The organism is Streptomyces chilikensis, from assembly GCF_001642695.1.
GTDB lineage: Bacteria > Actinomycetota > Actinomycetes > Streptomycetales > Streptomycetaceae > Streptomyces > Streptomyces chilikensis.
On the sequence record NZ_LWCC02000005.1, the window covers coordinates 3,831,896 to 3,852,651 of the forward strand.

Genomic DNA, 20,756 nt, shown 5'->3' on the forward strand with positions numbered 1-20,756 from the left:
GGGAACCGGGCGAGACGCACAGCCGGGCCGGCGGCACGGACGGCGCCGCCGCCGCGGCCACCGGCGTCACGCCGCGGCGCCGGGGACGTCCCGCGCGCCGGCCCAGCGGGCGGGAGCGGCACGACGAGAAGATCACCGTGTACGTCTCCGCCGAGGAACTGATGGACCTCGAGCACGCCCGTCTCGTCCTGCGGGGCGAGCACGGGCTGGCCGTGGACCGCGGGCGCATCGTCCGCGAGGCGGTCGCGGTGGTCCTGGCCGATCTGGAGTCCCGGGGGGACGCGAGCATCCTGGTGCGGCGGCTGCGCGGACGGTAGGGGTAGCCTGCCACGGCCATGACCTCGAACGTCCCCGCCCGCAGACGCCCCCTCGGCCGCGGCCCCGCCCGCCCTCCGGCCCCGGCCTCCCCGGACGACGCCCCCGAGCCCCACACCGCCCCGGCACCGGTCGAAGCCCCCGAGGGCTCCCGCGCCGCCCCGGCGCCGGACCGTGCGGCACCGGACCGCGCTCCGGAGACCCCGGGCGGCACACCGGCCACCACACCACCGGCCACCACACCACCGGCCACTCGCGGGCCGGACCCCGCCGAACCCGCGCCCGGGCCGCCGCACAGCGGGCCCGCCGGGGCACCGGCGGACGACCCGGACACGTTCACCGTGCGGCTCACCAACTTCGAGGGGCCGTTCGACCTCCTCCTCCAGCTGATCGCCAAGCACAAGCTGGACGTCACCGAGGTCGCCCTCTCCCAGGTCACCGACGAGTTCATGGCGCACGTCCGCGCCCGGGGCGACGACTGGGACCTGGACCGGACCACCGAGTTCCTGGTCGTCGCGGCCACCCTGCTCGACCTGAAGGCGGCCCGGCTGCTCCCCGCCGCCGAAGTGGAGGACGAGGCCGACCTCGCCCTCCTCGAGGCGCGCGACCTGCTCTTCGCCCGCCTGCTGCAGTACCGCGCGTACAAGCAGATCGCCGACATCCTCGGCGCCCGCCTGGAGGACGAGTCCCGCCGCCACCCCCGCACCGTGGGCCTCGAACCGCACCACGCCGAACTGCTGCCCGACGTCGTCCTCAGCATCGGCCCCGAGGGCTTCGCCCGGCTGGCCGTGAAGGCGATGCAGCCGAAGCCCCCGCCGCAGGTGTACGTCGACCACATCCACGCCCCGCTGGTGAGCGTCCGCGAGCAGGCGGCCGTCGTGACGGCCCGGCTGCGCGAAGTGGGCGAGGCCACCTTCGGCGCCCTGGTGGCGGACACCGATGACACCCTCACCGTCGTCGCGCGCTTCCTGGCCCTGCTGGAGCTCTACCGGGAGAAGGCGGTCGCCCTGGAGCAGGAGACCGCCCTGGGCGAGCTGCTGGTCCGCTGGACCGGCGACGAGGACGGCCCCCGGCCGGTCGTCACCGACGAGTTCGACAGGCCCGCCGCGGAGGCGACGACGAAGGAGGAACGCGCATGAGCCACCCGGGGACCCCGCGGGAGGCGCCGGCCGGCGTGCGGGACGACACCGTCGCCGGACTCGACCTCAAGCCCGCCCTGGAGGCCGTGCTGATGGTCGTCGACGAGCCCGCGGCCGAGGAGCACCTCGCCCGGGTGCTCCAGCGGCCCCGCCGGGACGTCGCCGACGCCCTGCGTGAACTGGCCGACGAGTACGCCGCGCAGCGCCGCGGCTTCGAACTGCGCGAGGTCGCCGGCGGCTGGCGCTTCTACACCCGGCCCGAGTACTCCGCCGCCGTGGAGGCGCTGGTCCTGGACGGCCGGACCGCCCGCCTCACCCAGGCCGCGCTGGAGACCCTGGCGGTCGTCGCCTACCGCCAGCCGGTGAGCCGCTCGCGGGTCTCCGCGGTGCGCGGAGTGAACTGCGACGGCGTGATGCGCACCCTCCTCCAGCGGGGTCTGGTCGAGGAGGCGGGCACGGAACCCGAAACAGGTGCGATCCTGTACAGGACGACGAACTACTTCCTGGAGCGGATGGGCCTGCGCGGCCTGGACGAACTCCCCGAGCTCGCGCCCTTCGTCCCGGAGGCGGAGACGATCGAGGCCGAGAGCCAGGAAGGCGTTCCGTCGTTCGACCCGGACGCACCCGATGCGCCGGGAGCAGACGACGCAGACGACCAGACGGAACTTTGATGCGAAGCAGCGGCAGCGGCAAGAGCGGCGGGCGCGGGAACTACCGCGGCGCCGGCAACGACAGGGACCAGAAGCAGGGGCAGGGCCGCCCCCGCAAGCCCCGCCCCGAGGAGCGCCGCTACGACGTGGGTCCCGGGGCGACCAAGGACGGCCCGAAGGCCGGACGCGGCGGCGCGTCCGGCGCGCGCGGCGCGAAGCCGGGCGGCGCGGGCCGCGGCGGGCGCACGCAGCCCGCCACCTCCCGCGAGTACGACGCCCGGATCGAGGAGCGCAACCGGGAGCGGTACGCGGGCAGGAAGGACGTCAAGCTGCCCAAGACCTTCCCCGGCGCCGAGCAGGAGGGCGAGCGCCTGCAGAAGGTGCTGGCCCGTGCCGGCTACGGCTCCCGCCGCGCCTGCGAGGAGCTGATCGAGCAGGCCAGGGTCGAGGTCAACGGCGAGATCGTCCTGGAGCAGGGCCTGCGGGTCGACCCGGAGAAGGACGAGATCAGGGTCGACGGCCTGACCGTGGCCACGCAGTCCTACCAGTTCTTCTCGCTGAACAAGCCGGCCGGCGTGGTCTCCACCATGGAGGACCCGGAGGGCCGCCAGTGCCTGGGCGACTACGTCACCAACCGGGAGACCCGGCTCTTCCACGTGGGGCGGCTCGACACCGAGACCGAGGGCGTCATCCTGCTCACCAACCACGGCGAGCTGGCCCACCGGCTGACCCACCCGAAGTACGGCGTGAAGAAGACCTACCTCGCGCACATCATCGGCCCCATCCCGCGCGACCTGGGCAAGCAGCTCAAGGACGGCATCCAGCTCGAGGACGGGTACGCCCGCGCCGACCACTTCCGCGTGGTCGAGCAGACCGGCAAGCACTACATGGTCGAGGTGACCCTCCACGAGGGCCGCAAGCACATCGTGCGGCGCATGCTGGCCGAGGCCGGCTTCCCGGTGGAGAGCCTGGTGCGGACCGCCTTCGGCCCGATCACCCTGGGCGACCAGAAGTCCGGCTGGCTGCGGCGGCTCTCCAACACCGAGGTCGGCATGCTGATGCGCGAGGTCGACCTCTAAAGCCCTTGTGCCGTGAAGCGAACCCCCTTATCGTCAAGGTGACACATAAGGGGGTTCCTCCATGACCACGACCACGCCCGCGACGATCACGGCGACCACGTCGAAGAAGGCCGCGACCGGGGCGCTGACCGGCCTGGCGCTGGGCGACGCGCTCGGGTTCCCGACCGAGTTCAGCAGCGTGCCGCGGATCCTGGACACCTTCGGGCCGTGGCGGGAGATGGACCTGCCGAAGCGGGCGATCGTCACCGACGACACCCAGATGACGCTGGCGCTCGGGCGGGGGCTGCGGACGGCCGTGGAGCGGGGGCGGCTCGGGCCCAAGCGGATGGAGCGGCCGGTCCGCGAGGAGTTCGTGGAGTGGAACCGCTCCCCGGAGAACAACCGGGCACCGGGCCGGACCTGCGTCACCGCCTGCGGGCTCCTCGCGGCGGAGGACCTGGCCTGGCAGGACGCCAGCCAGATCCACTCCAAGGGGTGCGGGGCCAACATGCGGGTCGCGCCCGTCGGACTGGTCCCCGGGCTCACGGACGAGGAGCGGGCCGGCGCGGCGCAGCTGCAGTCCGCCCTCACCCACGGCCACCCGACGGCGCTGGCCGCCTCCGACCTCACGGCGCACGCGGTGCGGCTGCTCGCCGAGGGGGCGGACCCCACGGCCCTGGTGGGGCTGCTGCGGTCCTACGCGCTGGACAACCGGGACGTCTACCACCAGCGGTGGCTGGGGGACCTGTGGACGCGGTCGCAGGACCCCGACCCGGTGAGCTTCGTCCGCCGCGGCTGGGACGACTGCCTGGCGGCCCTGGAGCGGCTCCGGGCGGCGGTGGGATCGGTCTCGCCCGAGACCGACCCGTGCCTGGCCACGGGGGAGGGGTGGATCGCGGAGGAGGCGCTGGCCACGGGCCTGCTGTGCTTCCTGCTCTTCCCGGACGAGCCGGTGACGGCGCTGCGGCGGGCCGCGTGCACGGCGGGGGACTCCGACTCGATCGCGTGCCTGGCGGGGGCGTTCGCGGGGGCGCACCTGGGGGCCGGGGCGTGGCCCGCGGAGTGGGCGGAGCGGATCGAGTACCGCGAGGAGCTGCTGGCCCTCGGCGCCCTCTGGGACGCGTGACCCCCCGCGGCGCGTCCGCCGCGCCGGGCCCGCCCCCCGCGCCCCGTCCGGGGGCGGCGCCGTCTCGCGGGGCGGGCGGCGCGGCGGGCGGGGGCGGCCGCTGGTTAGGCTGGGCGGCGTCGTACCGGCACACGCGAGGAGTAGCACCGTGAGGACCGCCCTGGTGATCGGCGCAGGCCTGATCGGAACGTCGGCGGCGCTCTCGCTGACCTCCCGCGGCGTCACCGTCCACCTGGACGACCACGACTCCGACCGCGCACGGACCGCCGCCTCCCTGGGAGCCGGCACCGACGCCGCCCCCGACGGCCCCGTCGACCTGGTGATCGTCGCCGTGCCCCCCGCCCACGTGGCCGGCGCCCTCGCCGACGCCATGGCCCGCGGCCTGGGCCGCGCCTACCTGGACGTCGCCAGCGTCAAGGGCGGCCCCCGCCGCGAACTGGAGGCCAGGGGCCTCGACCTCACCGCCTACCTCGGCACCCACCCGATGTCCGGCAAGGAGAAGTCCGGCCCCCTCGCCGCCACCGGCGACCTCTTCGAGGGCCGCCCCTGGGTGCTCACCCCCACCCGCGACACCGACACCGAGGCGCTCAACCTCGCCCTGGAACTGGTGTCGTTCTGCCGGGCCGTGCCGATCGTGATGGACGCCGACGCCCACGACCGGGCCGTCGCCCTCGTCTCCCACATGCCGCACCTGGTGTCCAGCATGGTCGCCGCCCGCCTCGAGCACGCCGACGAGGCCGCCGTCCGTCTGTGCGGCCCCGGCATCAGGGACGTGACCCGGATCGCCGCCTCCGACCCGCGGATGTGGATCGACATCCTCTCCGCCAACCCCGGCCCCGTCGCCGACCTGCTCGCCGACCTCTCCGCCGACCTGGACGAGACCGTCCGCGCCCTGCGCGCGCTCCAGTCCGACGACGAGGCCGCGCGGAAGGAGGGCGCGAGCGGCGTCGAGGACGTGCTGCGCCGCGGCAACGCGGGCCGGACCCGGGTCCCCGGCAAGCACGGCAGCGCACCGCGCGTCTACGAGGCCGTCGTGGTCCTCATCACCGACCAGCCCGGCCAGCTCGCCCGGATCTTCGCCGACGCCGAGGGCGCCGGCGTCAACATCGAGGACGTCCGGATCGAGCACGCCACCGGCCAGCAGGCGGGCCACGTGCAGCTCATGGTGGAACCCCAGGGAGCCTCCGTGCTCACCCAGGCGCTCCGCGGGAGGGGCTGGGCCGTCCGGTCCTGAACCGCGCGCCGCACCACGGGCGGACCGCGGGGCAGGTCACCCGTGAGGGTGACCCCCAGGAGGCCGGTAACCTTGTCCGGGGCGCGTTCGCGCCCGGCCAGTCAAGCCCCAGCCCCAGGAAGGTGTCCGTCACCGTGGAAAGCGCCGCCCGGACCGCACCGGCAGTGATCGTCGCCATCGACGGCCCCTCCGGCACGGGCAAGTCGAGCACGTCCAAGGCCGTCGCCGCCCAGCTCGGCCTCAGCTACCTGGACACCGGCGCCCAGTACCGGGCGATCACCTGGTGGATGGTGACCAACGAGATCGACGTCGACGACCCGGCCGCGATCGCCGCCGCGGCGTCCAAGCCGGAGATCGTCTCGGGCACCGACCCGCTCGACCCGACGATCCACGTCGACGGCACCGACGTGGCCGGCCCGATCCGCACCCAGGAGGTCACCTCCAAGGTGTCGGCGGTCTCCGCCGTGCCCGAGGTGCGCACCCGGATCACCGAGCTGCAGCGCTCCATCGCCGCCTCGGCCGAGCGGGGCATCGTCGTCGAGGGCCGGGACATCGGCACCACCGTGCTCCCGGACGCCGACCTGAAGATCTTCCTGACCGCCTCCCCGGAGGCCCGCGCGGCCCGCCGCAGCGGCGAGCTCAAGGGCGCCGACGTCAACGCCACCCGCGAGGCCCTGCTCAAGCGGGACGCCGCCGACTCCGGCCGCAAGACCTCCCCGCTGGCCAAGGCCGACGACGCCGTCGAGGTGGACACCACCGAGCTGACCCTCACCCAGGTCATCGAGTGCGTGGTCACCCTGGTCGAGGAGAAGCGGGCCACCAGGTGAGCGGAGAGCCCGGCGGGCCGTCGCCCCGCGGCGCCGAGGTCGGCCGGCGCATCGGCGTCGGCCTGATGAACGGCCTGTGGCGGCCCCGCGTGCTGGGCGCCGGCAAGGTGCCGCCCACCGGGGCGGCCATCCTCGCCGTCAACCACAGCCACATGCTCGACGGCCCCATGGTCATGGGCGTCTCGCCCCGGCCGACGCACTTCCTGATCAAGAAGGAGGCGTTCGTCGGGCCGCTCGACCCCTTCCTGCGGGGCATCGGGCAGCTCGCGGTCGACCGGCACAGCACCGACCGCGCCGCCGTCACCGACGCGCTGGGCGTGCTGGCCGCCGGCGGCGTGCTCGGCATCTTCCCCGAGGGCACCCGCGGCGAGGGCGACTTCGCCTCCCTGCGGGCCGGCCTCGCCTACTTCGCCCTCCGCAGCGGCGCCCCGGTCGTCCCGGTCGCCGTGCTGGGCAGCGCGGAGAAGCGCGGACGCCTCATATCCGGGCTGCCCCCGCTGCGCCACCGCATCGACGTCGTCTTCGGCGACCCGTTCGAGGCGGGCGACGGCACGGGGCGGCGCACCCGCGCGGCGCTCGACGAGGCGACCGCGCGCATCCAGGAGCGGCTGGCCGCACACCTGGAAAAGGCCAGGCGTCTGACCGGACGCCGGGTCACACTTGAGTAGTGGCGCCCGCCCCGCGTGGCGCGCCACCGACCATTCGATGAGCAACGAGGTACCGACTTCATGAACGACCAGATCCAGCCCGACGGCTCGGCCGAGTACGAGCACGGGGCGCTTGGCGACGCCGAGTACGCGGCGTTCATGGAGCTCGCCGCGGAAGAGGGCTTCGACGCCGAGGAGGTCGAGGGCGCGATCGACGCGGCCGGACACGGCCCGCTCCCCGTCCTCGCCGTCGTCGGCCGCCCCAACGTCGGCAAGTCCACCCTGGTGAACCGCATCATCGGCCGCCGCGAGGCGGTCGTCGAGGACAAGCCGGGCGTCACCCGCGACCGCGTCACCTACGAGGCCGAGTGGGCCGGCCGCCGCTTCAAGGTGGTCGACACCGGCGGCTGGGAGCAGGACGTCCTCGGCATCGACGCGTCCGTCGCCGCCCAGGCCGAGTACGCCATCGAGGCCGCCGACGCGGTCGTCTTCGTGGTCGACGCCAAGGTCGGCGCCACCGACACCGACGAGGCCGTCGTCCGCCTGCTCCGCAAGGCCGGCAAGCCCGTCGTCCTCTGCGCCAACAAGGTCGACGGCCCCAGCGGCGAGGCCGACGCCTCCTACCTGTGGAGCCTCGGCCTGGGCGAGCCCCACCCCGTCTCCGCCCTCCACGGCCGCGGCACCGGCGACATGCTCGACGCCGTCCTGGAGGCGCTCCCCGAGGCGCCCGAGCAGTCCTTCGGCACCGCCGTCGGCGGGCCCCGCCGCATCGCCCTGATCGGCCGCCCCAACGTCGGCAAGTCCTCCCTGCTCAACAAGGTCGCCGGCGAGGAGCGGGTCGTCGTCAACGAACTGGCCGGCACCACCCGCGACCCGGTCGACGAACTCATCGAGCTGGGCGGCGTGACCTGGAAGTTCGTCGACACGGCGGGCATCCGCAAGCGGGTCCACCTCCAGCAGGGCGCCGACTACTACGCCTCGCTGCGCACCGCCGCCGCCGTCGAGAAGGCGGAGGTCGCGGTCGTGCTGATCGACGCCGCCGAGTCCATCTCCGTGCAGGACCAGCGGATCGTCACCATGGCGGTCGAGGCCGGCCGCGCCCTGGTGCTCGCCTTCAACAAGTGGGACACCCTCGACGAGGAGCGCCGCTACTACCTCGAGCGCGAGATCGAGACCGAGCTCGGCCAGGTCGCCTGGGCCCCGCGGGTCAACGTCTCCGCGCGGACCGGCCGCCACATGGAGAAGCTCGTCCCGGCCATCGAGACCGCGCTGGCCGGCTGGGAGACCCGGGTGCCCACCGGCCGCCTCAACGCCTTCCTCGGCGAACTGGTGGCCGCCCACCCGCACCCCGTCCGGGGCGGCAAGCAGCCGCGCATCCTCTTCGGCACCCAGGCGGGCACCAAGCCGCCGCGGTTCGTCCTCTTCGCCTCCGGCTTCATCGAGGCCGGCTACCGCCGGTTCATCGAGCGCCGCCTGCGCGAGGAGTTCGGCTTCGAGGGCACCCCGATCCACATCTCGGTCAGGGTCCGCGAGAAGCGCGGCACCAAGAAGAAGTGACGGCGTCCTGAAGTGACCCCGGCGTCACGGACGCCGGGCACGGATTCCGGGCCCGGACACCGGGCAACGGACACCGGGCAACGGACACCGGGCACGACGCCCGAAGGGCGGCTCCCCTCAGGGGGAGCCGCCCTTCGCGTGGTTCGCGCGGGCCCGCCCGGCGCTCACTCGGCCGCGCGGGGGGCCGGCGGCAGGGCGGCCTGGGGGGCCGTGTGACGTCCCGCCCGCCCACCGTGCGGTCCGGACTGCCAGGAGACCGCGGCGGAACCGGTGGGGTCCGCGGAGCCCCGCGCGGCCTCCTCGCCCCGGTGCGGCTCCGGCTCGGGACGCGCGCCGCCGGTGGCCAGCCTGCCGACCCGCTGCCAGGGGGAGGGGGCCGACTGCTCCGCCGAGTGCCGCGCGGCGTGGGCCCCCGCGGAGTAACCGCCGGTGAAGCCGCCGCTCCCGTGCCCGTACCGCCAGGGCCCGCCGAACGCGAGGCGTTCCTCGCCGCTGCGGTCGCCCGGCAGCGTGCGGAAGGATTTCACGTACTCCGCGTACAGGGCGTCGTAGATCGGCGTCGCCGACGGGACGTACGCATGGGCCGGGCGGGCGGAGGGAACGGACGGGAAGGGCTGACGGCGGGATACCTCGTAAGCGTGCACGTAACGACAAACGACCCCGCGGCCCAACGGATGCGGGCTGCGCCGGGCATTCGCACGTCACTCCGGGGAGTGAAGTTCCACGGGAGCGCGTGCACGCCGAAGACTCGTGCGCTCCGCGCACGCCGGGCGGGGCCACGCCCGGGCGTACGACGGCGCCGTGAGGGCCTCAGATGCCCGCGAGGGGCAGTGCCGCGCCCACCAGGACGCCGTTGGCCGCCGCGCGGTCCAGGGCGCCGCGCAGCAGGTCCTCACGCGGCTGACGGCCGATCGAGCCGACCGGTGCGGCGAACATCAGGACCTGCTGGTTCTTGTTGGCCGCGGTCCGCCAGCCGTCGGTGGCCTGCAGCGGGCGGTGCGCCTGCCACCAGGCGACCGGGGCGCCGCCGCCCGCACCCGGCTGCAGCACCGCGTGCAGCTGGCCCATGGCGAGCAGCACCGACCAGCCGTGCAGCACCGGGGGAGCCTGGTTCAGGTCGGTCACCAGCTGGAATCCCTGCTCGACGAGGAGCGGCAGGAACTCGTCGCCGGGGCCGGTGCTGCCCGGCCGGGCGATGGCCGAGGTGGGCTCGACCACGATCGCGGCGTGCAGTTCGCCGCTGATCAGGACCAGACCGCTGGTCACCCCGAGCACGGCCTGCTCCGGCGCGGCCTTGCGCACCCCGGAGTCGCCGGCCGACGGGCCGGGCACCGTGGGGGCCCGGTCGGGCTCCTGCAGGGCGCCGGCCTGGCGGACGGCGCCCTGCAACTGCTCGTCGCTCACCCGCACCACCTGGGAGGGCAGGCAGCCGGCGTGGGCGAAGGCCAGCACGGCGGTCTCGTCGCCGACGAACAGGACGGTGCTGGTGTGTTCCCGGTCGGTGTCGCCCGGGGTGCGGCAGGAGGTGCAGTCGTAACTGCCGGGCGCGTGGTCTCCGGCGAGCAGCCGGTCGGCCTCTTCGTCACCGATCTCGGCGCGTACGTCATCGCTGACATCGAGCATGCGCGGCACGGGTGGCTCCCTAGGGAAGGACATGGGTGGACGGACACGGGCCGGACGTCCCGGCTCACTGTGAGAACAACGGGTGGCGCGGGGCGCGGGTAACGGTCGGCGGCGAACGGGAATCCGAATCCGGGCCCGTGACCGCCGTGCCGCGGCGGGTCCGGGAGGGCGCACCACGGCACGGCACGGCGGGCCGGCTCCCGGAGCGGGGCGGGGGACGCGTGGGCCGGACGGGTGAGAGGCGGCGGGCGGGGCGCGGCGCGGCCGGGTGGCCGGCGGAGGGCGTCCTAGCCTGGCCCGGTGCCCCGTGTGTCGCCGACGAGGCGGTCGCGGACGGCCGGGACGGGCGCCTCCGCGACCGGCCTGGCCCTCCTGGCCGTCCTGGCCTTCCTGACTTCGTGCACGCCGTCCCGCGGTCCCGAGGCGGCGCCCGGCCCGCCCGCGCGGGCCCCGCTGTCCTGTCCGCCCGACCGGTGGCCCTGGGAGTGCGTCGCCGACTGCGAGAGCAGCGGCCGCTGGCACGTGAACACCGGCAACGGCTTCTACGGCGGCCTGCAGTTCAAGCAGTCCACCTGGGTGGCCTTCGGCGGCCGCTCCTACGCCGCCCGGGCCGACCTGGCGACGAAGCGGGAACAGATCCTGGTCGCCGAGAAGGTGCTCGCCTCCCAGGGCTGGGGCGCCTGGCCGGTCTGCTCCGCGCGGTACGGCCTCAAGGGCCGGATGCACGTGGTGAAGCGCGGCGAGACGCTGGCGGCGCTGGCCAGGAAGTACCAGGTCGAAGGCGGCTGGCGGACGCTGTACGAACTCAACCGCTCCCTCCTCGGCGACGACCCCGGCGGGCTGGCCGCCGGGACCTTCCTGAGGCTTCCCGGCGGTGCGGCGCGCAAGAGCGTCGGCGAGCTCTTCGGCCCTCCGCTGGAAGAGGCGTGAGGTGACGCGCGGTCATTTCCGCGTGCTTTCGGCCGTCTCCGCGGGACGGCTCCGGGAGAATTCCGCACCCGGTCCGGCGGGCATTCCGGGGGCCCTCCGGGCAGTGTGTTCCGGAAGGGCGGGAAAGGGGCTCCGCCAAAGCGTTTGATACTCGCCGGGAACCCTCGAACGGGTGACATGTCGGGCCCGGTGGCCGATGGGGGATCCGTGACAGAAGTGTGACAGGGGGCGATCCGGCCGAAGACCGCGGTGGACTTTCCCACGCGCCGCGCACCGCCTAGCGTGGCGGACATGGCATCGATTCCCGCTCCGGACGAGGAGCCCCAGGACTCCACCGACGCCTATGTCGGCATGGACGCCGAGGAGGCCGAACGGCGCGCCGGCGAGCGCGGCTGGTCCACGGTCCGCCGCCTGGCGCCCGGCGCGATCATCACGCTGGAGTACCGCGTCGGCCGGCTGAACCTCGAGGTCGACGGGGGGCGGGTGGTCCGCTGCTGGAAGGGCTGAGAGCACGGCGCGGGGGGCCGCTCCTCCAGGAGCGGGACCGCCGGTCCGCGGGGCCTGTGACCCGTCCTCCCGCCCACGGGGCCTCCGGCCCGTCCGGGGGGCCTGTGGTGGACCGGCTCCGGGCCCGCGTGGCGGTCCTCAGGCCACCGGGCGGGCGGAGGACGGCTTGGCGCGGCCCGGAGCGTCCGGGTGCGGCGGACGGCGCCTGCCCGCCGACGCGGCGCCCGGCCCCCGCTCCGGGCGGGCCGTGTGCGGGCCGGAGGGCAGCAGCACGGGTCCTCCGGAGTGCCGGCCGGAGTCGCCGCCGGCCGTGACCGGGTGGCGGACCAGCGTGGACAGGCCGCCGGAGGTGCTGGTCACCGGGACGGAGGCGTGGTCCTTGCCGAAACGGCGGACCAGCCGGGCCCACACCATGTCGCGCCGCTCCAGGAGCCACCGCTCGGCGCGGGCGCCCAGCGGCTCGAACAGGGGCAGCGCCAGCAGGATGAGCACGCCGGCCACCCAGCCCAGCAGCACGTCGCTCAGCCAGTGGGTGCCGAGGTAGACGGTGGTCAGGCCGACGCCCAGGGACATCACCGCGGAGAGGGCGGAGAGCCAGCGCCGGGCACGCGGGCCGGCGGCGAGGTAGGCGAGTATGCCCCAGGTCACGACCGCGTTCGCGGTGTGGCCGCTGGGGAAGATGTCCCCGCCGAGCCACATCTCGTTCGAGCCTATGGTCGTGGCGTAGTGCGGCCCCAGCCGGCCCATGCCGATCTTCGCGGCGCCGACGGTGACGTTCAGGAGCAGCAGTGCGATGGCGAGGGTGATCAGCGGGCGGAGCGTGTGCTGGCGCCAGGAGCGCCAGCCCAACCAGGCCGCGACCATCACCGCCGTGGGGCCGCGCTGGCCCAGGACGACGTAGTAGTCGAGCCAGGCGTGGATCTCGGGCCACTGCTGGTAGGGGCGGAAGAACATGACCTGCCAGTCCAGGCGGACCAGCCAGGAGGTGGTGATCACGGCCCACACGATGGCCGCGTAACAGGCCAGGCAGGCGGCGACGAGAACGTACCGGTGGCGGCTCATCCGGGGCATGCCGAGTTGGACCGGCCGCTCGGGCTCCCGGTCCAGCCGCGCGAACACCCGGTCCAGACGGGTGAGGGTTCGTTCGGTACGCACCCAATCGACGTTACAGCGGGTGAGAGCGCGACCCGAACGGATCAAGGGCTTTGTGATGACCATGTGATGTGGGGTTCCTCTCACGCCGTCGCTTGTCCGGGGAATTCACCCGGCGGCGGATTTCCGCCACGCGCCGCAGGAATTCGGGGCGCTTTCCGGGGAATGGGGTCGGGTTAGCCAATTCATTTCCGGCCGCGTGGCGGGAGGGGAATTCACGGCGGCCCGGAGCCGGTCAGCCAGAGCCCTCCGTAGACCGCCGAGACCGCCGCCGCCAGGCCCAGCAACGCGGCCGCGGCGGCCGGACGGGCCCGCGCCGCCGCGGCGGCCACCGGCAGCAGCAGCGGGAAGGCCGGGACCAGCAGGCGCGGTTTGGAGCCGAAGTAGCTGGACGCGCAGAGGGCCAGCAGGGCGACCAGGCCGGCGTAGAGCAGCAGCGGCAGCGGCAGCCGGGCGCGCACGCCGGCCAGGAGGAGCCACCCCAGCAGGAGCACCCCGGCGATCAGCGCCGTGCCGGCCAGCGCGCCAGGGACCGAGACGAAGAGGCCGGCCACGAAGCGGGCGAAGGCGACCCCGCCGTCGAAGCCGTTGCGCCAGCCGGCCTGGACGTCCAGGTAGCCGAAGAGGCCCCGCCCGGTCCGGTGGCCCACCCAGAGCACGTAGCCGGCCACCCCCAGGGGCGCCAGCAGCATTCCCAGGGCGCGCGGCCAGGGGCTCGCGCCCCGTGGAGGGGGTGCGAGCCCGGCGCGCACGGCGTGGAGGTCGCGCGGTCCGTCCGGTGCGCCGTCCGCCGTGGACGCGCTCCGTTCCCGCACGAAGGAGGCAACCGCCCCCGCCCAGACCGCCGCCGCCACCGCCAGCCCGACCGGCCGGGTCAGCCCGGCCAGCAGCGCCAGAGCGCCCGCGAGGGGCCAGCGCCCGCTCAGCACCGCGTACAGCGACCAGGCGGCCAGCGCGGTGAACAGCGACTCGCTGTAGGCCATCGACTGGACGATCCCGACCGGCAGCGCCGCCCACAGCACCGCCGCGCACACTCCGGCCCGGCGGCCCAGCACCAGATCGGCGACGGCGAAGATCCCCCAGGCCGCGGCGAGCGAGGCCACCGCGCTCACCAGGAAGCCGGCGTGGGCGTGCGACAGCGGGACCACCGCCGCGATCCCCCGCTCCAGCCAGGGCAGCAGGGGGAAGAAGGCGAGGTCCGAGTGGACGTCCCCGTTCGGCAGGCGGACCGTGTACCCGTAGCCCGACTCCGCGATCCGCGCGTACCAGAGCGAGTCCCAGCGCGCGGTGAGCCGCACCAGGGGATCGGTGTCGCGGGCGGCGGCCCACAGCGCGAGCCCCGCCAGGCCCAGCAGGCGGACGGCGGCGTACCCGGCCAGGGCCGGCGCCGCACGGCGCAGGGCGACGGCCGCCCCGGCGGCACGGGCCCGTCCGGTCGCCGGACGCGCGTCGTGCGTGTCGAGATCGGTCACGGGCCCGATTATCGGCCGCGGCGGGCGCACCGTCCGGTGCTGCCGATCAACGGGGTCATGACAGTGGCGCACACCACAACCGGCCCGCGCCGGGGTGAGAACTCCACCACATGTCACCGGCGCGAACTCGCGTACGCTGGCGAACCACTCGTCTTCGTCGAGTGGGCCGGTCGAGCGGCCCCGGGGGCCGCCGGACGCGAGACATTCTGGGAGGTACGCACATGTCCGGGACGACCGTGTCCGGCGCGAACGCCAAGGGGCGCCGTGCCCGCCGGGCGGCCGGTGCAGGCGCCAACCGCTGGGTCGTCCTCGTGGTCCTCTGCGTCAGCCTGCTGCTCGTCGCCGTGGACGCCACCGTGCTCCACGTCGCGGTGCCCGCGGTCACCGAGGACCTCAGGCCGAGCGCCGCCGAACTCCTGTGGACCGTGGACGTCTACCCGCTGGTCTGCGCCTCGCTGCTGATCCTCTTCGGCACCCTGGGCGACCGGGTGGGACGCCGGCGGATCCTGCTGCTCGGCTACGCGCTCTTCGGCCTGGCCTCCGGCCTCGCGGCCTGCGCGGACAGCGCGCAGGTGCTGATCGCGGCGCGGGTGCTGCTCGGTGTCGGCGGCGCGATGATCATGCCCGCCACCCTGTCGGTGCTCCGTCAGGTGTTCCCGGACCGGAAGGAGCGGGCGCTCGCCATCGGCGTGTGGAGCGCGGTCGCCGCGGTGGGCGCCGCGATCGGACCGCTGCTCGGCGGTTTCCTGCTGGAACGGTTCTGGTGGGGCTCGGTCTTCCTGATCAACATCCCGCTGATGCTGGTCGCCCTGCCGGTCGGCCGCCTGCTGCTGCCGGAGTCCCGCGGCGACCGCCAGGGCCCCTGGGACGTCACGGGCGCCCTCACCGCGGCGGCCGGCCTCTTCGGCGCGGTCTACGGCGTCAAGCGGCTGGGCGGCGGAGTGGACCCCGCGTCGCCGCTGACCTGGGGGCCGCTGGCGGCGGGCGCGCTGCTGCTGGTGCTCTTCGCGCGGCGGCAGCGCCGGCGTGAGCACCCCCTGATCGACATGAAGCTGTTCGCGCGCCCCGCCTTCGGGACGTCCATCGGCTGCATCGTGCTCGCCATGCTGGCGCTGGTGGGCCTGGAGCTGATCGCGGCGCAGTACCTCCAGCTGGTGCTGGGCCTCTCCCCGCTGGAGACCGGTCTGCGGATGCTGCCGCTGACGCTGGCCGCCATGGCGGCGGGGCTCGCCGGGGCGCGGCTGCTGCGCGTCCTGGGGCCGCGGGTCATGGTGGCCGCCGGTTTCGTGCTCACCGCTGCGGCGGTGCTGACGCTGCTGCCGATGGGGGCCCAGGACAACCCGGTGCTGCTGCTGTGCGGTTTCGTGCTGCTCGGGCTGGGACTGGAGACGACGCTCTTCGGCGCGTACGAGTCGATGCTGAGCGAGGCGCCCGAGCGTGAGGCCGGGGGCGCGGCGGCCATCGGCGAGACCTCGTACCAGCTCGGCGCCGGGCTGGGGATCGCGCTGCTGGGAAGCGTGATGAACGCGGCATACGGACCGGCGGTGTCCGCGGTGCCGGGGGTGCCGGAGCAGGCCTCGGCGGCGGCCGGGCACTCCATCGGGGAGGCCTACGAGGTCGCGAGCGGGCTCGGCGGCGCCGTGGGGGAGACCCTGCGGACGGCGGCGCGGGACGCGTTCGTGCACGGCCTGCACGTGACCCTGGTCGTCAGCGCGGTGCTGCTGCTGATGGGGGCGGTGGCGGCGCTGCGCCTGCCGCGGGAGATGCGCGAGGACCCCCTGGTCGAGGAGGCCGCGGACGCCGGGGGCGCCGCACGCGCCGGGGGCGCCGACCGTGCCGCAGGCACGGAGGGCGGCGGGAGTGCCGGAACCGCCCGGAAGGCGGAGGCCATGGTGCCCTCGCCCCGGGAGCGGGGGAGCAAGGACGCGTCGGCCCGGCGGTCGAGGGTCTCGGCCTGACGCCGGGCGGCCGTGGTCCGCTCCCGCCGGGGGCGCCGGGGGCGCGCGGTGCCGGGCAGGACGCTCACCGGTCCGGACCCGCCGGTGAGCGGCCCTGCCTCAGCTCTGGTTGAAGAAGGCGTCCCGGGAGCCCGTGCCGGCCTCGCCGCTGACGATCTCGGTGTGGGCGGGAGTGAGCAGGAAGACCCGGTTGGCCACGCGCTCGATGGAGCCGCGCAGGCCGAAGATCAGGCCGGCGGCGAAGTCCACCACCCGCTTGGCGTCGGTGGCGTCCATCGCGGTGAGGTTCATGACCACCGGCACGCCGTCGCGGAAGAGCTCGCCGATGGCGCGGGCGTCCCGGAAGCTGTCGGGGGTGACGGTGCCGATCCGCCGGCCTCTGTCCTCCGCCGGCTCGGCGGCGATCTTCACCCGCGGGTCGGTGACCCAGGCGTCCTCGGACTCCGGCCCCTCGGCGTAGTCGTCGTCTTCGTAGTAGCGCTCGTCATCGCTGTCGTCGACGAGGCCAAGCCAGGCACTCGCCTTGCGCACCGATCCCATGGACGCCTCCTCTCGCTGCGGTCTCTCTCGCTTCCGCTTCCCTATGGTCGTCCATGAGTCGGACATCGTGCCAAGTGGACGGACACCGCGCAGGGGGGTTGTGACGGTACCGGTGCGCGGTGGATACGTACAGACTCCGTGTATCCCAAGGGACTTGGCCTACACGACTGGTGATTGGGAGTGAAATAATATTCTTCGCGGTGAACGAGTGAGTTGTGGTGCCTCCGGGTGAACCACCTACCCCATTACGATCTCCGAAGTCGCCCGTAGATACAGGGTGCGCAGGAGTCCCGCGCCACGGGCCGCGGGCGGCTGAGGGGGAGTCACGATGTTCGGAATGGTCAGGCCCTGCCGGCACCGGCTCGGCGAACGGCTCGCCGCGGAGTGGATGGCGCACCTCTGCGGACTGTGCCTGGCCCTGCGCGGGGACCACGGCCAGTTCGCCCGCATCGTGACCAACTACGACGGCCTGCTGATATCCGTGCTGACGGAGGCTCAGGCACCCCGGTCCGGGGACGGGCGCCGTGCCGCGGGACCCTGTCCGCTGCGCGGCATGCGCACCGCCTCGGTGGCGCGGGGCGAGGGGGCGCGGCTCGCCGCGGCCGTCTCGCTGGTGCTGGCCGCGGCCAAGGTGCGCGACCACGTGGCCGACGGCGACGGCCTGCTCGCCCGCCGCCCGGTGACCCTCGCCGCCCGCCGGGTCGCCGCCGGCTGGACCGCCGCGGGATCCCGCACCGCCACCGCCGTCGGCTTCGACGCCGCGGTGCTCCTGGACGCCGTGGACCGGCAGACCGGACTCGAGCGCCTCGCCGGCCCCGGCACGCCGGTCCTCACCGTCACCGAGCCCACGGAGACGGCCACCGCCGCCGCCTTCGCCCACACCGCCGTGCTGGCCGGACGCCCCGCCAACGCGGCTCCGCTGGCCGAGGCCGGGCGGCTCTTCGGACGTCTCGCCCACCTGCTGGACGCCGTCGAGGACCAGGCGGCCGACGCCGCCTCGGGAGCCTGGAACCCGCTCACCGCCACCGGCACCTCACGCGAGGAGGCCCGCCGCCTGGCCGACGACGCGCTGCGCGGCGTGCGCCTCGCCCTGCGCGACGCCCGGTTCACCGACGGCCGGCTCGTCCACCGGCTGCTCGCCCACGAGCTGGAACGTTCCGTCGACCGGGCCTTCGGCTCCGCGGCCTGCGCGCACACCGCGCCGGGCGGGACCGAGGGGTACGGCCCGCCCCCCGCCTCCCCGTCGTCCCCGGCGCCCCGGGGCCCGTACGCGCCGCCCGGACCGCAGGGCCCGTACGGTCCCGGCAGCCCGGCCGGAGGGCGGCCGCCGCACCGGCCGGGGCGCGGTTTCTGGGCGGGCTGCGCCGCCGCCGTCGGCCTGCTCTGCACCTGCCAGGTCTGCTGCGCCGACGAGTTCGAGGGCCCGTGGTCGCGACGGCGCCGCGAGGGCTGGTGCAGCCAGTGCGACGGCGGTTGCAGCAGCTGCTGCGACTGCTGCAGCTGCTGCAATTGCTGCGGGGGAGACGGCGGCGAGGGCGGCGGGTGCGACTGCTGCAACTGCGACTGCGGCTGCAACTGCTGACGTCACGAGGCGTGCCGGCGGCCGTACGGCGCAGCGCCGTCCCCCGGGCCGCCGCGCCCCGTACGGCGCTCCGCGGCCACCCGCGCCTTCCGCGGGGAGGCGGCCACGATGGGATGCAAACCCGGTCCGTCCGGTAACCCGGGGCCACCGGTGTCGTTGGGTCGGAGGCAGAACCTTTTCTCTTCCTCCGACCAACTCGCCTCCCCCTTAAGGCACCTCAGTGGACGCAGTCACACCGACATCGGCCGCCGCGCGCCTGCGCGCCGCCCGTGGCGGGACGGGCCGGAAGGCCCCCCGTTCCCTTCGCACCAGGCTCCTCAGGGTCCTGCTCCTTGCCCTCGCCGTCCTGCTGGCCCTGCTCGGCACCGCCGCCGCCGAACAGATCGCGACCTTCCGCACCGCGTCCGCCACGGCGGACAACGCCCGCCTGGAGATCACCCTGCAGGGGCTGGTCCACGAGCTGCAGAAGGAGCGCGGTCTCACCGCCGGACAGCTGGGCGGCGTACGGCAGTTCCGCGACCGGCTGCCCGCGCAGCGCGAGGCCACCGACACGGCGCGGGCCGTCCTCGACCGGGCGCTGGAGGGGCACACGGACGAGCGGCGCGCCGCCTCGGTCCGGGAGGTCCTCGGCCGGCTCGACGCGCTCGGCGGGATCCGCGGGAAGGCCGACGCCCGGAGCGTCCAGGTGGAGGAGGCGTTCGACTACTTCACCGCGGTCATCACCGCGCTGGACGGCCTCGACCTCGGTCTCGACGAGGCCCGCGACCACACCCTGTACGACGCCGGGCGGGCGCTGCAGATCCTCGGTGAGGCCAAGGAGTTCGCGAGCCAGGAGCGCGCGGTCCTGCTCGGCTCGGTGACCGGGGGGCGGTTCCGCGGCGACGACCACGGCCGCTTCCTGGAGATCCGGGCCGGCCGGCTCGCCTCGCTGGCGGCCTTCCCCTCGGTGGCCACCACCACCCAGGAACGCCGCCTCGACGCCGCGCTGGGCACGCCCGACGCCCGGCGCACCGAGTGGTACGAGCGGAGGGCGGTCCGGGGAGGCGGTCTGCTCGACACCGCCGAGATCCCGCCCACGGGCTGGTGGAGCAGCGCGACGTCCACCATCGACGGGCTGCGGGAGGTGCAGATCTCGCTGGGCCACGACGTGGAGAGCCGCGCCTCCGAACTGGAGAGCGACGCCGGTGAGGACCTGGTGCTCTTCGGGCTGCTGGCGCTCGCCACCGTCGCCGCCCTCGGCGCCCTCGCCCTGGACTGCGTCCGCACCGTCTCCGGCCCGCTCGCCGAACTCGCGCACCAGGCGAGGGAAGTGGCCGGCAAGCGGCTGCCGCTGGCGGTCGCCGCCATCCAGAACAGCAACCTGCGGGAGGCGCCCGAACCGCCCGAGCCGCTCCGGGTCCCGGAGAAGGCCGGCGCCGAGGTGCTGGAGATGGCCGAGGCCTTCGACCGCGTCCAGCGCGCCGCCTTCGACCTGGCCACCGAGCAGGCCGTGCTGCGTCGCAACGCCACGGAGTCGCTGGTCAGCCTGGGACGCCGCAACCAGAACCTGGTCCGGCGCCAGCTCAGCTTCATCAACAAGCTGGAGCACGAGGACGCCGACCCGGCGACCCTGGCCAACCTCTTCGAGCTCGACCACCTGGCCACCCGGATGCGCCGCAACGCGGAGAGCCTGCTGGTGCTGGCCGGCGAGTCGAGCCCCCGCCCGTGGTCGACGCCGCTGCCCGTCACCGACGTGCTGCGCGCCGCGCTCTCCGAGGTCGAGGAGTACCGGCGGGTGGTGCTGCGCCGGATCGAGCCGGTCGGGGTGTCCGGCTCGGTGGTGGCCGAGATCGCCCACCTGCTCGCCGAACTGGTCGAGAACGCGCTGAACTTCTCGCCCCCGGAGTCGGAGGTCGAGGTCGAGGGCCGGCGCACCAGCGCCGGCTACCTGATCGCCATCGTCGACCACGGACTCGGCATGGACGCCCAGGCGCTCGCCGAGGCCAACGTCCGGCTCTCCGGACGGGCCAGCTTCATGGCCGACCCGGGCCGCTTCCTCGGCCACTTCGTGGTCGGCGCGCTGGCCCGCAAGTGCGGGATCGAGGTACGGGTGGGCGAGGCCCCGACGGCCGGAGTGGTGGCCCGGGTGCTGCTGCCCGCCACCCTGCTGGCCGAACCGAAGTCGCCCGCCGGGAAGTCGGACGAGGACGTGCTGGTGGACAGCCGCATCGACCAGAAGGCGATGCTGCCGGCTCCGCGGGCCGGGGCCACTCCGGCCGTCGGTGGTCCCCACCTGGTGCCGGTGACCGCCGACGGCCGGCAGCAGGCGCCTTCCGCGTCACGGCCCGCGCCGGCCCGGCAGGCGCCCTCCACACCGTCGCGGCAGGCGCCCTCCGCGCCGTCCCGGCCCGCGCGCCCGCAGATCGCGGCGCCCCAGGCCGGCGCCCCGGGGGAGCGGCG

18 protein-coding genes and 1 pseudogene are annotated in these 20,756 nt (G+C 74.9%); 14 read left to right on the forward strand and 5 right to left on the reverse strand.

Annotated elements, in window-relative coordinates:
* The 9 genes and pseudogenes from A2U95_RS17105 to der all read left to right on the forward strand — a co-directional run.
* Positions 1-317: pseudogene (locus A2U95_RS17105) on the forward strand (hypothetical protein); the annotation flags it as partial.
* Positions 318-335: 18 nt separating this feature from the next.
* The gene (locus A2U95_RS17110) at positions 336-1,454 is read left to right on the forward strand and encodes a segregation and condensation protein A (protein ID WP_166023502.1); all 1,119 of its coding nucleotides are present in this window, start codon (positions 336-338) and stop codon (positions 1,452-1,454) included.
* Positions 1,451-2,125 (forward strand): SMC-Scp complex subunit ScpB, encoded by a 675-nt coding sequence (gene scpB / locus A2U95_RS17115; RefSeq protein ID WP_166023504.1) that lies wholly within the window; start codon positions 1,451-1,453, stop codon positions 2,123-2,125. The genes A2U95_RS17110 and scpB overlap by 4 nt, the downstream gene beginning before the upstream one ends.
* Positions 2,125-3,183 (forward strand): pseudouridine synthase, encoded by a 1,059-nt coding sequence (locus tag A2U95_RS17120; RefSeq protein WP_166023506.1) that lies wholly within the window; start codon positions 2,125-2,127, stop codon positions 3,181-3,183. The genes scpB and A2U95_RS17120 overlap by 1 nt, the downstream gene beginning before the upstream one ends.
* A gap of 61 nt (positions 3,184-3,244) precedes the next feature.
* On the forward strand, positions 3,245-4,288 hold the full coding sequence (locus tag A2U95_RS17125) for an ADP-ribosylglycohydrolase family protein (protein WP_166023508.1): 1,044 nt from the start codon (positions 3,245-3,247) through the stop codon (positions 4,286-4,288).
* Between the two features lie 148 nt (positions 4,289-4,436).
* Complete coding sequence (locus A2U95_RS17130) at positions 4,437-5,522, forward strand: prephenate dehydrogenase (RefSeq protein WP_240957349.1); 1,086 nt, start codon at positions 4,437-4,439, stop codon at positions 5,520-5,522.
* 134 nt (positions 5,523-5,656) lie between these two features.
* Positions 5,657-6,349, forward strand: coding sequence for a (d)CMP kinase (gene cmk, locus A2U95_RS17135; protein WP_166023510.1), 693 nt, complete (start codon positions 5,657-5,659; stop codon positions 6,347-6,349).
* On the forward strand, positions 6,307-7,017 hold the full coding sequence (locus A2U95_RS17140) for a lysophospholipid acyltransferase family protein (protein WP_206282900.1): 711 nt from the start codon (positions 6,307-6,309) through the stop codon (positions 7,015-7,017). The genes cmk and A2U95_RS17140 overlap by 43 nt, the downstream gene beginning before the upstream one ends.
* A 60-nt stretch (positions 7,018-7,077) precedes the next feature.
* Positions 7,078-8,553 (forward strand): ribosome biogenesis GTPase Der, encoded by a 1,476-nt coding sequence (gene der / locus A2U95_RS17145; RefSeq protein WP_166023512.1) that lies wholly within the window; start codon positions 7,078-7,080, stop codon positions 8,551-8,553.
* A 164-nt stretch (positions 8,554-8,717) separates the two neighbouring features.
* On the opposite strand, the gene A2U95_RS32070 is transcribed toward der, so the two are convergent.
* Together A2U95_RS32070 and A2U95_RS17155 are read right to left on the reverse strand one after the other, a co-directional pair.
* Positions 8,718-9,197, reverse strand: coding sequence for a hypothetical protein (locus tag A2U95_RS32070; RefSeq protein WP_206282993.1), 480 nt, complete (start codon positions 9,195-9,197; stop codon positions 8,718-8,720).
* Between the two features lie 166 nt (positions 9,198-9,363).
* Positions 9,364-10,185 carry a hypothetical protein gene (locus A2U95_RS17155; protein WP_166023513.1) on the reverse strand — a complete coding sequence of 274 codons (822 nt, stop codon included), beginning with the start codon at positions 10,183-10,185 and terminating at the stop codon, positions 9,364-9,366.
* Positions 10,186-10,476: 291 nt separating this feature from the next.
* Here A2U95_RS17155 and A2U95_RS17160 point away from each other — a divergent pair, with 291 nt between their 5' ends.
* Complete coding sequence (locus A2U95_RS17160) at positions 10,477-11,106, forward strand: LysM peptidoglycan-binding domain-containing protein (protein WP_240957350.1); 630 nt, start codon at positions 10,477-10,479, stop codon at positions 11,104-11,106.
* 291 nt (positions 11,107-11,397) lie between these two features.
* Positions 11,398-11,613 carry an I78 family peptidase inhibitor gene (locus tag A2U95_RS17165; protein ID WP_166023516.1) on the forward strand — a complete coding sequence of 72 codons (216 nt, stop codon included), beginning with the start codon at positions 11,398-11,400 and terminating at the stop codon, positions 11,611-11,613.
* A gap of 138 nt (positions 11,614-11,751) precedes the next feature.
* On the opposite strand, the gene A2U95_RS17170 is transcribed toward A2U95_RS17165, so the two are convergent.
* Both A2U95_RS17170 and A2U95_RS17175 read right to left on the reverse strand, forming a co-directional pair.
* Positions 11,752-12,768 carry a phosphatase PAP2 family protein gene (locus A2U95_RS17170; protein ID WP_166023518.1) on the reverse strand — a complete coding sequence of 339 codons (1,017 nt, stop codon included), beginning with the start codon at positions 12,766-12,768 and terminating at the stop codon, positions 11,752-11,754.
* Positions 12,769-12,980: 212 nt separating this feature from the next.
* Entirely contained in the window at positions 12,981-14,237 is a 1,257-nt protein-coding gene (locus A2U95_RS17175; RefSeq protein ID WP_420857000.1) for a hypothetical protein, read from the reverse strand.
* A gap of 221 nt (positions 14,238-14,458) precedes the next feature.
* Here A2U95_RS17175 and A2U95_RS17180 point away from each other — a divergent pair, with 221 nt between their 5' ends.
* Positions 14,459-16,195, forward strand: coding sequence for an MFS transporter (locus tag A2U95_RS17180; protein ID WP_166023520.1), 1,737 nt, complete (start codon positions 14,459-14,461; stop codon positions 16,193-16,195).
* Between the two features lie 99 nt (positions 16,196-16,294).
* Here the strand turns inward: A2U95_RS17180 and A2U95_RS17185 are convergent, their stop codons facing one another.
* Positions 16,295-16,735, reverse strand: coding sequence for a cell division protein SepF (locus tag A2U95_RS17185; RefSeq protein WP_166023522.1), 441 nt, complete (start codon positions 16,733-16,735; stop codon positions 16,295-16,297).
* A gap of 328 nt (positions 16,736-17,063) precedes the next feature.
* Between A2U95_RS17185 and A2U95_RS17190 the strand changes: the two genes are divergently transcribed.
* Together A2U95_RS17190 and A2U95_RS17195 are read left to right on the forward strand one after the other, a co-directional pair.
* Positions 17,064-18,317, forward strand: coding sequence for a DUF5685 family protein (locus A2U95_RS17190; RefSeq protein ID WP_166023524.1), 1,254 nt, complete (start codon positions 17,064-17,066; stop codon positions 18,315-18,317).
* 220 nt (positions 18,318-18,537) lie between these two features.
* Positions 18,538-20,756: sensor histidine kinase (locus tag A2U95_RS17195; protein ID WP_240957351.1), on the forward strand; the 2,219-nt coding region annotated here is incomplete at its 3' end.